At 57.4% G+C, this 12,057-nt stretch carries 11 protein-coding genes and 1 riboswitch; of the genes, 5 read left to right on the forward strand and 6 right to left on the reverse strand.

Features of this window, described 5'->3' with window-relative positions:
- Positions 1 to 136: 136 nt before the first annotated feature.
- Entirely contained in the window at positions 137 to 1,087 is a 951-nt protein-coding gene (locus tag VH599_07500; GenBank protein HEY7348152.1) for an ABC transporter substrate-binding protein, read from the reverse strand.
- Positions 1,088 to 1,225: 138 nt separating this feature from the next.
- Positions 1,226 to 1,445: riboswitch (cobalamin riboswitch) on the reverse strand.
- A 325-nt stretch (positions 1,446 to 1,770) separates the two neighbouring features.
- On the opposite strand from VH599_07500, the gene VH599_07505 reads away from it, so the two are divergent.
- Entirely contained in the window at positions 1,771 to 2,136 is a 366-nt protein-coding gene (locus VH599_07505) for a roadblock/LC7 domain-containing protein (protein ID HEY7348153.1), read from the forward strand.
- Positions 2,137 to 2,247: 111 nt separating this feature from the next.
- Here VH599_07505 and VH599_07510 read toward each other — a convergent pair whose 3' ends face one another.
- Entirely contained in the window at positions 2,248 to 3,450 is a 1,203-nt protein-coding gene (locus tag VH599_07510; GenBank protein HEY7348154.1) for a LysM peptidoglycan-binding domain-containing protein, read from the reverse strand.
- 632 nt (positions 3,451 to 4,082) lie between these two features.
- On the opposite strand from VH599_07510, the gene VH599_07515 reads away from it, so the two are divergent.
- Positions 4,083 to 4,703 carry a sulfite oxidase-like oxidoreductase gene (locus VH599_07515; protein HEY7348155.1) on the forward strand — a complete coding sequence of 207 codons (621 nt, stop codon included), beginning with the start codon at positions 4,083 to 4,085 and terminating at the stop codon, positions 4,701 to 4,703.
- 84 nt (positions 4,704 to 4,787) lie between these two features.
- Here the strand turns inward: VH599_07515 and VH599_07520 are convergent, their stop codons facing one another.
- The 3 genes from VH599_07520 to VH599_07530 all read right to left on the reverse strand — a co-directional run bounded on the left by VH599_07520 (position 4,788) and on the right by VH599_07530 (position 9,007).
- Positions 4,788 to 6,449: a L,D-transpeptidase family protein gene (locus VH599_07520; GenBank protein ID HEY7348156.1), complete on the reverse strand. Its 1,662-nt coding sequence runs from the start codon at positions 6,447 to 6,449 to the stop codon at positions 4,788 to 4,790.
- A gap of 97 nt (positions 6,450 to 6,546) precedes the next feature.
- Entirely contained in the window at positions 6,547 to 7,623 is a 1,077-nt protein-coding gene (locus VH599_07525; GenBank protein HEY7348157.1) for a hypothetical protein, read from the reverse strand.
- Between the two features lie 142 nt (positions 7,624 to 7,765).
- On the reverse strand, positions 7,766 to 9,007 hold the full coding sequence (locus VH599_07530; protein ID HEY7348158.1) for a tetratricopeptide repeat protein: 1,242 nt from the start codon (positions 9,005 to 9,007) through the stop codon (positions 7,766 to 7,768).
- A gap of 332 nt (positions 9,008 to 9,339) precedes the next feature.
- On the opposite strand from VH599_07530, the gene VH599_07535 reads away from it, so the two are divergent.
- Entirely contained in the window at positions 9,340 to 9,732 is a 393-nt protein-coding gene (locus VH599_07535) for a plastocyanin/azurin family copper-binding protein (GenBank protein ID HEY7348159.1), read from the forward strand.
- 625 nt (positions 9,733 to 10,357) lie between these two features.
- Complete coding sequence (locus VH599_07540; GenBank protein HEY7348160.1) at positions 10,358 to 10,573, forward strand: hypothetical protein; 216 nt, start codon at positions 10,358 to 10,360, stop codon at positions 10,571 to 10,573.
- Between the two features lie 142 nt (positions 10,574 to 10,715).
- Here the strand turns inward: VH599_07540 and VH599_07545 are convergent, their stop codons facing one another.
- On the reverse strand, positions 10,716 to 11,627 hold the full coding sequence (locus VH599_07545) for a hypothetical protein (protein HEY7348161.1): 912 nt from the start codon (positions 11,625 to 11,627) through the stop codon (positions 10,716 to 10,718).
- Positions 11,628 to 11,792: 165 nt separating this feature from the next.
- On the opposite strand from VH599_07545, the gene VH599_07550 reads away from it, so the two are divergent.
- Positions 11,793 to 12,044: a zinc ribbon domain-containing protein gene (locus VH599_07550; protein ID HEY7348162.1), complete on the forward strand. Its 252-nt coding sequence runs from the start codon at positions 11,793 to 11,795 to the stop codon at positions 12,042 to 12,044.
- Positions 12,045 to 12,057 lie beyond the last annotated feature (13 nt).

Here is a 12,057-nt window from a genome sequence, read left to right on the forward strand (position 1 = left end):
TGATTGTGGGGCGAGCCTGCACCGGGACCACAACGCCGCCCTGAACATCCAACGGGTCGGGCAGACCCGTCGGGGAGCCACTCCACGGAAGCGTGGCGCTGAACCGAGCATCCCCGGCCTTTAGGGCTGGGGAGTGTCAACTGAACAGGCTGGGATACAGGTCTTTTGCCAGCGCCTCGAAGCCATCCACAAGGCGCGGGGCAGGCCGCGAGAGCAGGTTGACATCAATGAGGTAGACACGCTGATGCTGCACTGCGTCAATAACGCTCCAGCCGGTGCGCGTGACGACTTGCTGCGGGGCGATGCCATCGCCCAGGATGATAACCTGGGGATTGTCTTTAATCACGGCTTCATCGCTGACCTGCGGATACCCGCCGTTGGTGGTATTGTCTGCGAAGATATTCACCCCTCCGGCCTCCTGAATGAGGTCATCCTCCTTTGAGCCAGCGCCTACTGTAAAGGGCGAGCCAGGGGTGCTGTAATCTTCTTCCAGATAGACGGTTGGATGCTGAGATTGGCCTGCCACCTTATTTTTGACGGCGTTGATGCGTTGTTGCAGGTTCGCTACCACTTGCTGGGCTTTAGTCTGCGTCAAAGTAAGCGCGCCGACGATAGAGATATTATGCAGCACATCGCTGAGCGTGTGGGTAAAGGGCAGGTCAACGACATGCAGGCCCAGGCTGACAAGCTTGCTGTCAACATGGCCGCTGAAGCTTCTTTCGGTGATGCCGCTGTCGCTCAGAACCAGATCGGGTTTGAGGGCGACAATCTCCTCGATGTTATAGACGCCGCTAGCGTTGCTGATTTTCTCTTTGCTGGCAAGGCCAGCCGGGTAGTCGGTGTAGTAGTCAACGGCGATGACCTTCGCGTCCAGTCCCAGGGCGGCGACGATCTCGCTTTCGGCAGGGATGAGCGTGACGATCTTCTTGGGCGCGGTGCAGGAAAACGCGATGTCGTTCCCGAAGAAATCTTGAGCTTTGAGCGTTGGGCAGGATGTCTGCGGGCTGGATGCTGTGCTGCCACAGGCGGTCAGCAGGACAGTCAGCACAAACAGCAGGGTGATCATGGCGAAAAAGCGCCGTTGCATAGAAGCACCTCCATCTGGCTTCAAGCAGTGAGTGTGGCGCCAGCATATAAAAAACCCTCTCTTCCATCCAATTTGGAAAAGAGGATACTGGGCCAGACACGCTGGCCTGGCGCTTGCTCTTTCCTCTGGCGCGAAGGATGGCGAGCAGAGCCGCAGGGCAGGTCTCCTGGCTTCCGGCTCCTCGCGCGCTCTTCGTCGCCTTCCCACCATCTAGCTATGGCAGTGGCTTGCCCGCTGGGGTCTCCAGACGAGGCGGTTGACGAGGAAAGCTGGCCGGTTACAGTGGCGCGTCCGCATCGGCATTGCACCGATTTCCCTATTCTGCTCGTGACGAGCCACCCTGCGACACACTAGTATTCAGTTGGCATCCCATACTATACCCGATTTGGCAGGCGGTGTCAATGTGGCTGAAAAGCAAGCAGCAGGCAGTATACCTTCTTCCTACTCAGATTGCGCCGCTGTGAGCGGTAGTGTAAAATGAGGCGCGCCTACCCCGAAACCTGCGCTCAGCCCTGGCGGCTTTCCCGGCCACTCTCCGCTGCCGGTGGATGCAGCGTCCACAAAGCGTGGCCTGGAGCATTCGGGCGTATAAGCCAGAGAGAGCAAATTGGTTGGGGATTCCAGGGCAGCCGTCGCCAGGCGACGGCTGTGCCTGTGTATCTGTCACGAGAAGAGGAACCGCTATGAGTGAGTTAAAGGAGACGCTCTCAAAGTTTCTGACCATTCCTGGCGTGCGCCTGGCGGCGCTGGTGGGCCGCGATGGGCTGATGATTGAGGGGGTGGGCCATGATAGCCTGGAAAAGCTGGAGGCGCTGGGAGCGATGGGGTCTTCGGGGCTGGGGACGGCGGAGGCGCTTGGGCAGGAGATTGGCCGGGGCAGCGTGGTGGGTACGTTGATGGAGTACGAGGGTGGGCTGGTGAGTGTTGACCCGCTCGGCGATTTCGCCTTCATCGTGACGCTTTCCGATACCCCGAATAGCCTGGGCCATGTGCGCTATACTGTCAAGAAGACGCGAACGCTGCTGCTCGAAGCACTGGATGCCTCATAAGTTCAGCCGCGTTCTGAAAATGAACAGCGCACCCTGTCTCGCTGGTTGCCCTGACAGGATGCGCTGTTCGGTTTCTGGCGATGTCTGGTTTCCAAGGGGTGTCGGCGCCCGCTATTTCTGCGTCTTTGCGGGGATGACGAGCGAATCGCCTGGTTTGATGAGCGATGGATTGCTGATCCGGTTGAATCGAATCAGCGCATCTGCGCTTGTGCCGAAGCGTTGGGCAATGTCATAGAGCGTGTCGCCCTGCTGAACGACATAAAAGATAGGATATGCCAGCTTCGCCAGGTTCGCGCCCTTGTGATAGACGGTTGGAATGATAAGAACTCGCCCCACTTTGAGTTCATTGGGACTCTGCATGGTATTGACCAGAAGCAGCGACTGCTCGGTCACGTTGAAATATCCGGCAATCTTGGCAAGTGTGTCGCCAGCCTGCACGATATAGAGTCGCGGTTGTGGTATCGGTGTTGGGGTCGGCGTGAGTTGATGCGCTGAGAGTGTAGCAGTAGGAGTCGGGCCGCCAAAGAGTGTGGTACCCAGATCGAAAGACGTGAAGTTGGCGCGGCTGAAGCCTGAGTGGGCAAAAGCAAACGCTGCGCCTGCTGCCAGGATGACCAGGAATGTGGCGACCAGGTTTCTATAGGAGGCGCGCCGCAGCCGCTGCTGGCGCAGCGGAGGATGGCGTGTGGCGCGCAGCCGCTCCGCCCGACGGCCAGGCGGTATCCACTGCGCCTCATCCTCTGCGGTCAGTGGCCGAGTCGTCACACGACGGGGCTGGAAGGCAGCGCCGACAGAGGTTCCATTCGATGACAGCGCCACTGCCACGCCGGCGCTGTGTGGAACAAGGGCGGTCTCGGCTGAATCAGCCGCATGTTTGGCTGACTTAGGTTCAGGGAGGGCCAGCGGCAATGAAAGTTCCACCAGTCCACCGGGTACAAGCTGGCGTCGCAGTAGATAGACGATCTCGGCGGGGTGGACAGGCCGCCCCTGCTCCTCTGCCAGCGTGTCGCTCAGGGCCTGGATGCTCCGGCGGCCATCAATCAAACGCACCAGATCAAGCAGGTTATCGGAGATATAGAGGGTTTGCCCTGCTCCCAGCCTGAGCCGGTAGTGAGTGCGTCCGGTAGCGACCCCCGCTCCCACGTTTCCGTTCAATACACGATGGGTGGTTCGCAGGCGGGGAACAAAGGCCAGCAAGGCGGCAACAGGAAGTTGATCAAGGTGCTGCGATGGGAAGACATTGATCGTCGTTGGAAGCGGCCCTTCAGGCGGCGGTGAGAATGGGAATGGATTGGTGGTGGCGCTCTCCATCATACGCCTCCTTGGTTAAGTAAGCAATAGATATTTGCCAGAGATAGCAGATAGGTATAGAAACGGGCGTCTTAGATAAGATCGCGCCCAGATTTCCGCCGATAGGCCAGGGGTCAGACCTGATGCGCGTATCCTGTGACTGGTTCTGGCTAAGTGATGAGATCGCCGCGCTGGAGAAATAGGGATAGAGCAGCCTATCAAGCTCTACTATTGTAAACGCTTAATGCCCCTGGAATGTTACTGAACTCGCCAGAAGTTGGCCGCAAAAAGCATGCCTCTTTAGCAGTCGAACGGGCGCATGGAGAGAAATTGGTCAAAAGGCGCTTACTCATTGCCCGCCTGTCTCTTTGCTATAGAAAAGCGGTGGCTTGCTCCTTGACCGGCTGTGACGCTCCGCGCTATAATTTGAGAGGTATGCGCTGCTTCTGGCGCTTGTCGGGGACGAGTTTGCAAAGCCTTGCCCCAGGGCTATTCCCGTCGCTTTTTGCGTTCCCCGCAGGGCCGTAACATTTTGAGGGTGAAAAAGACTAAGAAATAGATAAACAGGACTCATGCGCTGGTGAAGGCCGAACGCCAGGCGTGAGCGATAGAGGCTACTGACAGCACTTGTGAGGTAGCTGACCAGGAGGTTGCTGATGGATTTGTCGAAATTGTTGACCCGCAAAGGCGCGCCAGAGGGGCAGGAGGGCGAGGATGCAGAACACCCACGTCTTCCGCCAGGGCAATATCTGACGAAGAAATGGCCGGTGCTAAGCTACGAATCAACACCGAAATTTCACCCGGAAAAATGGCAGTTTACGGTGACAGGGCTGGTAGAGGAGCCTTTCACGCTGAGTTGGGATGAATTTCTCGCGCTGCCGCGCGTCACGCTGACGGCAGATTTTCATTGCGTGACGACCTGGAGCCGCTACGATAATACCTGGGAAGGTGTCCATATTCGTACCATTCTGGAGCGGGCCAGGCCCAAACCAGAGGCCAGCTTTGTGAGCGTGCATTCCTGGACTGGCTATACCACCAATCTGCCGCTGGCCGATCTCAATGATGATGATGTTTTGATTGCGCTCAAGCACGATGGCGCTGATCTGCCTTCAGAGCATGGCGGGCCGGTACGGCTGATTGTGCCGAAGCTCTATGCGTATAAGAGCGCGAAGTGGCTGGATGGCCTGGAGTTTCTGGCGAAGGATAAGCCGGGCTTCTGGGAGGTACGCGGCTATCATAATCGCGCCGATCCCTGGAAAGAAGAACGCTACTGGTAGGCCAGGAAGAGGCCGGGGATATGATCGAGGGGCAGGTTCCTGTTCAAGGAGCCTGCCTCTTGTTGTGAGGGCGTTGGCGCCAGGTTAGAAGATGATGGTTGGCGTACCGACTTGAAGCCAGCCATAGAGCCACTGCGCCTGGGAAAGCCGTAAATTGATGCAGCCATGCGTGCCGTTGCTGGAAAAATCCCCTGAACTATAGTCGGCATGCGGCAGGTTGGTACCAGGCCCAAACTGCGCGCGCCAGGTGGCGTCGTGAAAGAAGAAGCCGCCAACGTGGAATTCCGCCGCGTAGTTGATCGGTGTGTCGGGATACCAGAATGCAGAGTCTTTGGGTTCACTAGACTTGAAGATGATGTGGCTTTCTTTGAAGATGATCGGCCAGAGTCCTGGTGGTGAAGGGAGTTCCCGTCGGCCAGTGACAACGTAGTTCCAGTGAACAAGCTTGCCGTTTTCATATTCGCGCGCGGTTTGTTCGGTAAGCGAGACGATCATGACCTTGCCTTTGGTCAGGTGGTACTGCTGCATGAGCTGCATATCAACCTGATGGGGCTGATCGTGGTTATTGTAGTTGGGGTCTTTCAGGTTGGTGAGCAAAGCATTAATATTGTTGAGCAGGATGGTAAGCTGATTGTCAATCTGCTGATAATCGCTCACGGTTCTGGCGTATGTGAGACGGGCCGCCTCGTCGTTATAGGCGTCGGTACCATTCAGGTACTCATAGTCGTTGTCGTATTTTGTCTTCCCGATCAGGGTTTTGAGAGCTTTCAGGTCATAGCGCGCTTTGCCGCGCACCAGGATGAAGTTCATGGAGGCGCTCTGTGACTGAATCCGCGCGGAAAGCTGGAGGTACTGCTGAAGCGAGTGGGCGTCCTCTAGATCAGACATATCCTGGTCGTGCTGCTGTTGAAACTGGGTGACATTTTCGCCATATTTTTTGGCCTGATCGATGAGGTCTTGAAAGCTCTGAAGCATCGCGGCGCCCACATAGGGGATCGCGGCGGTCTGGTCGGCCACGAGTTGCTGAATCTGTGTATTCACGATGCCCTGAAGTTTGGTCAACTGATCGGGTTGGTTAGATAGTTGGAAGTTATCCAGATCGTCCTGATATTCTTGTTGGCCGAGGGCGGTATTCAGGCCAGCTTTTTTCATCTGGGCCAGCACGCTTTTGAGTTGATCAAGCTGATCCCTGGTTGTACCCAGCAAATAAAGAGCCTGTGACTGGGTGCTGACGAAGGCGCTAATTTTGGTGTATTCATTGGGTATTTGCGCCTGGCTATAGTTGGTTTCAGCCTGGGTTAGCCGCTGTTGAAAAACGGCGACCTGGGGATATTGTTCGTTCTGGCGCAATTGCAGCGCATCGGCGAAATTGCCAATGCCAACCTCTGTATCATGCTGCGTGAGTTGTGTCGCCTGAATCTCTACATTCAGGGTTTCCGCCAGCAGCAGTTGATAGCTGACGCTGGCATTTTTATAGGCGCTATCGGGAGTGGTATCGCCGAAGAGTCCCGTTGGCGTGGCGCCCTGCGCCATGCGCTTTTCCTGCTGCTGGATTGGCGTCAGCATGGTCTGAGGCACGCCAATCTGGAGCGCGTGAGCCAGCTCTTTATCCAGCGCGGCTTTATACTGCTGCGCTTGCTGGCCGACGGGACTCACCGAACCGCAGGCGCTCAGAAAGAGCAGCATGCCCAGGCAAAAGAGAGAGAAGAACCACCAGCATCGCCGTTGCAAGAATCCACGTTCCATGATCTTTCCTCAGCTACTACGAGGAATACATACCGTTCGACTCCTCTATTACCATACACGAATGGGTTGGCGGTCAGTAACTCGCCATTCCTGTTGTCTATATCTGCCTGGTTTCGTCGCGTCGCTCCAAGGCCAATGCGGTTGAAGGGACAGGGCGGCTGCGTCGCAGATAGATGAAGAGCGCCGTTCCGATCAGGGCAAAGAAGAGCGTCATGCCGCCGCTGATGATGACCAGCGCCAGCAAGGGTCCGCTGAGCCGATGGGGTGTGGACGGGGGCTGGGGGAGGCTGATGGTCGGGGTAGGGGTCAGGGTGATGAGCGGAGTGGGGCTGGGGCTGGGCGTGGCGGTTGGTGTTGGCGTTGGCGTGGCGGCAATGGTGATGGGGCCAGATCGCGCTACAAGCGCCTGCTGCTCCATAGTGGCGATCAGGAAATAGCTGCCTGGTGGCAGATAGGGCGGGATGGTGATGCTGGTAGGATCAAACGTTCCGTTGAAGCGCGATATGACGCTTTCTTCGAGAAAAAATGAGCCAGTGCTGCGCACCTGCTGAAGCGCGAAAGAGATACTCCAGCCGCCAGGAAACCAGTTTTTCCCCTGAACCGTGATCCTATGGCCGGGCAAGAAGGGGCCTTTGGTGAGGATGGTCAGCGATGGAGCCGAAAGAGAAAGGACCGTGAACACTGCGGCGCCACTGGCGGTCGCATCGCTGGTAGCGGCGCAGATGTACCAGAAACCTGTCGCAGAAACCGCAGGCCAGGAAAAGCGAACGCTGAATGTCCCTGCGTCACTCACGGTTGGCTTGGGGTCAGGGGAGAGTTCGGTGAGGTTTGGGCTAGCGCAGCCAGGATCGTTGTCGTATGAAATGAGAACCTGGCTTCCTGCCGACCAGCCTGTTCCCTGGAGCGTGACCAGTGTTCCCACTGGTCCTTGATTGGGCGTGGGGGTAATGGTGGTGGGGGGAGGAGACACGGGCGTGCTGGCCGGACGAAGGGCCGGGTGCGCGCTGGCCGGACGAAGGGCCGGGTGCGCGCTGGGGAGATTGGCCGCTGCCCCCAGGGCGTGCGCTGTGGGGGCTGGCAGCAGGCCGATCATTACGGCTGTGCTGGTGATCGAGAAGATGATAAACCAGCCAGATGCCTGCTGCCATCTGCTGCCAACTCGGCCTGTGCGCATCCAACTCCTCACTTGAGCAACTGAGGGGATAGGCGCTGTCGTCTAGCGCCTTTCATAGTGATAAGACGCATGACGACCCGGAAAGGGTGTCCAGATGAGTTCATGGGGGACTCTTGTACCAGGAGTAAGCTCTTGAAGCGCCTCAGCGTGGCTCCAACGCCAGGAAGGCCGCGCGGCCCTGGTCGGCAGCCGCCTCCTGGTGGCGGCCCAGCGCCAGATAGCAGCGCGCGCGCGCTTGAAAGAGGCCGGGATCGTCGGAGTTGCGTTGGATTGCTGCGGTGAAATGGAGAGCCGCTTCATTATAGCGGCCAAGAGCCACGAACGCCTGACCGGCAATGTAGGGGCCATCAGGGTTCGTCTGGCTCAGGCTTTGCAGGTGTTCTGCCACTTTCGCTGCTTCCTCTGGGCGCTGGGCTACCAGGAGTGTCGAGGCTTTAGCGCCAAGCGCAGCTTCTGCGTTGGGGTCGGCGGCCAGGACGCGGTCAAAGCAGGCAAGCGCCTCTTCGACCTGCCCTGTTTCGGCAAGATGGCATCCCTCCAGATAAGCCCCGGCGCCAAGGAGCGTTGTGGCCTGATTGGCGCGCAGGCTGCCCTGGCGCCCCACTTCGACCAGGCGCAGGCGGCCAAACGGTCCCTGGTGGTCTTCAGGGCTGACGCTGGTGATGAGCCGCGCTTCGCCAATGGGGCCAAGAGGAAGGGTCTGCCCGGCGCGCAGTGGGGTTCCCTTCGCCAGCGAAGCGGCGATTTGATTGACCAGCAGAATGGCTTCGTGGACCAGGGAAGGAGGGACTTCTACCAGTTCCAGATCAGGTTGGGCGAACTTTTCCATGCCGTGAGAGTGAACCCAGCGTGTTTCACGGTCCCATTCGGTGACATGCAGGGCGACATGGCGCGAAATGTCAAAAGGACCGGCGCATTTTTCCCATTCGGCGCGGCCCCGGCAGCATTGCGCCGCCGGATCGATAACGACCCCCTCGGTGATATTGAGCAGGACATCAATGAGCCAGATGGTCCAATTCAGGTAAGTGAGATGAGCCGTATCTTTGACGTTGACCTCGACTTCCAGAGAGAGCTGGCCGGTTTTCAGAATGCGCGCGTCGGTCCTGCCCAGGCTGCGCGCCAGCACCAGGAACATCGCGCGATTCACTTCCCCGACAACGCGCTCACCCTGGAAGCTGATTTCTACTCTGGCGGTGGCGACTCCGTCCCGTTCGTGGGCCAGAAACCGCGCCAGCATGCCTGGTGGGTCACCGGGGCCGCTCGGCTCCCAGAGATCAACCCTTCCTAAACCTGCTGCTTCCAGGGCGCGCTCTACCTGTTGACGTGTCGGAGGCATTGTATGGGCGGAGACGATGCTATACTCCAACAGGTGTCGGGCAGCCATGATAATCCTTCCTCTAGAATTGTTGTAGGAATGTCGGTGTCTCAATGCTCTGCTGAGCTATTGTAGCATGTTCGTCTCATTCCTGAAAGTCGGCGCAGTGGTCAGGTATTCACCTGACTTGAAATCCGGTTAGTACCTGATGATGAAGGTTGCTTTTGTTTTGTATACTATTGATGGCAGAATAGGCGGCGTGAAGCGATAGTCTTCCCGCTGCTTCTCTGTCAGAAGATGATAGTATCCCTTTGTGTAGTCGGCTTTCCTGATCTTGCTGGCTATTTGTGCATATTAGAATTGAACATTTTCTTGCAGCGAAACGTTAAAAGGATGGGCTTATGGTGAAGAAACTTGTAGCGGTGTTCTCCCTGGCAGTGCTGCTGGGATTACTGGCAGGCTGCCAGGTGCAAAGCGCCCCAACCGGATCGGGGGGCAACACGGTCACGATGGGGGCAACGACCTACACTTCCGGGAATACCATTACGATCAAGAAAGGTGAGACGATCACCTTTACCGATGATAAGAACAACGGATCTCCTCATATTCTTGTGATCGGGGTGGACGGCGCGAAAAAGTTAGAGGCTGGTGCGCCAGATTTTGGCACAAATGGGATGTCCTTCCAGGCTGGCGAGAGCAAAACGACGTCACCCTGGATGACCCCTGGTACGTATCATGTGACCTGTACAGTTCACCCGACGACGATGAATCTGACGGTGACAGTGACAGCGTAGGCTGTTTTGCGGTGAGAGGGGCAGCAGCCATTGAGCATGAGCGCGCTGCCCCATCAGGAATCAGGTGGCATAGTACCAGGCAAACTGGACGTTATTTCTGAGGGCTTGAAACGTTTCTACTAACACGACGGCCATCATGGCATGTGCCTTGCATTACTGGTTTAGAGGAGATGATGCGCTGTTGGGCGTCAGGGAAGATGCAGGCGCGACGAGTGTGCAACCTGCGGGCCATCTGACCCGTAAGTGTGGGTGAAGTACCCTATAGCTAAAGCCAGGGGCTTCTACGACCCCGTAGAGTCGTGGGCCTCTTCCAGGCCCGGTAACGTGGCTGCATTCACCACTGGCGAGTGTGACCTCAAAGAAACCAATGGTATTGAATGGCGTCCGCGCAACGCGCTCGTGCTTTTACCCAAGGGAGCTTACCTTGGAACGCGCAAACACTATTCTGTTGTCCGTGCGCAACACGTTAGCGACAGTATCGCACGTTTGCTTCAGCGTGTCAAGGCCGCTTCTCCCTCACAGCTAAAGCGAGGGGTTTTACGCGGCCCTTGATAAAGACAGGTAAACCCATCTCTGGTTATCGTGAACATCGAGATCCCATTTCACTGCTTGGGGGGAGGAAACGATGGCAGCACTCGTGTTAGACGCAAAGATTGAGCGCGCGCTCCAATTAGTGGGCGGCAAGATCGACCCGGATATTGAAGACTCCTATGAGTGCCTTGAAGAACGCATTTTAGCCCAGGCTCTTGAGAATGTTGAGGTAGCTGAGCGGCGTCTACGCGAAATTGAGCAGTTGGTGGGCGAACGGGTCGTTGAAAAGTCTACGCCGTGTAAGAACTGAGGGCCGCTGTTAAGAACTGAGAGCAGCCAACGCTCTCAGTTCCTTGCGCACCTCTGCGCTCAGGCGCGTTTTTCTCGCTTCAGACATCTGATAGAAGACTACCCGCTGTTCGGGTGAGTCTTTTCTTATTTCGGCGCTGACCTTAGACGCGCTGCATCACGCCAAGCGGCTCGCAGAAGCGGGAAAAGGTGATGAGCGCAGCCAGTTCGCGCAGGGGATGGGTGGAGATCAGGATGGCGCCATCGGCAGCGGCCTGGCGCATGGGCGCAACGTGATTAGAGAGGCGGGCAAGATGAGTAGCCTCGGCCTGGCTGAGACACGGAAATGGCAGACCAGCAGACCGCTGCTGCGCAGATCGTTCTTGTAAAGCCTGCTCGTTTTCTTCCACGCTCATAGACTCTTCATCCCCCATTTCGCGCTCTTCGTCCGATATATCCACAGGCTCTTCATTGGTATCTGTCAGGCCAGCCGGATGATCGCTGAAGCTGTACCCCAGGGCAGCCCCCTGCTCAAAAAGCTCTTCGTAAGCGGCAAGCGCATTGGTAAGGGGTTCCCAGAGTTCAAGTTTGAGGCCGCGCCGCCGATTGTTCATCTCTAACGAGGCGTGATAAATCATAACGCGCCCATTCTTGACGGCGAGGTCCAGCGCCAGGGTGTGGCTGCCAAAATCGCCGTAGTCGCGGCGCAGTTCGCTGAACATGCTCAGGCGCTTGCCGGAAAAGAACGATTGCTCTCTTTCCAGCAGCGCGACGACCGGCCTGCCAGCGTTGGCAATCTCCGCACCGGTACTGGCGCGGCTAAAGCTGATGCTGCCCAGACGGTTGCATTGCAGGCCGCTCTCGTTGAGGGCGCGCAAGAAGAGCGCATCCAGCGCCGGGTCTGGTGGATAAGGGGGGTGAGGGCTGGCGCTGCCCCTGGCGTCAGTCGGGTTTGGCAGGTCCAGCGAACAGGTATGGGTGCTTTCGTCACTTGCCAGCCAGCCATCAACGCCGATGCAGTACCAGGCTGTCCAGAGTTCGATTAATCGCCGCAGGTCTGTAAAACGTATCTCCATCTCCTTGCTCTCCCCTTGCAACGTTGCTCATAGCATGATAGCATCTGCATGAGGGCGGTTATTTCCCACCAGTATATCTCTTTTGCTGGTTGGTCTGGTCTGTCCGCCGACAGATGAGTGATGGCGCCCTGCGCAGCACAGCGAAGAAAGGTAGGTAGAGGACCAATGCCTCTCTATGAGTATTATTGCCATGATTGTAGCGCACATTTTGAGCTGCTGACGAGCTACCAGCATGCTGATGCTGGCATCATCTGCCAGGAGTGCCATAGCCCTCGCGTGCGCCGGATGCTTTCGGTGGTCGCCAGAACACGTAAAGGCGATAGCGCCGGGAATGATTTTGGAAGTGACAGCGATTGGGGCGATGCCGATGCTGGCGGCGGAAACTGCGGCTGCGGCGGAAACTGCGGCTGCCACTAACCTTCAGCGCGGG

This window comes from Ktedonobacterales bacterium (assembly GCA_036557285.1).
In the GTDB taxonomy this organism is placed as follows: Bacteria; Chloroflexota; Ktedonobacteria; order Ktedonobacterales; family DATBGS01; genus DATBHW01.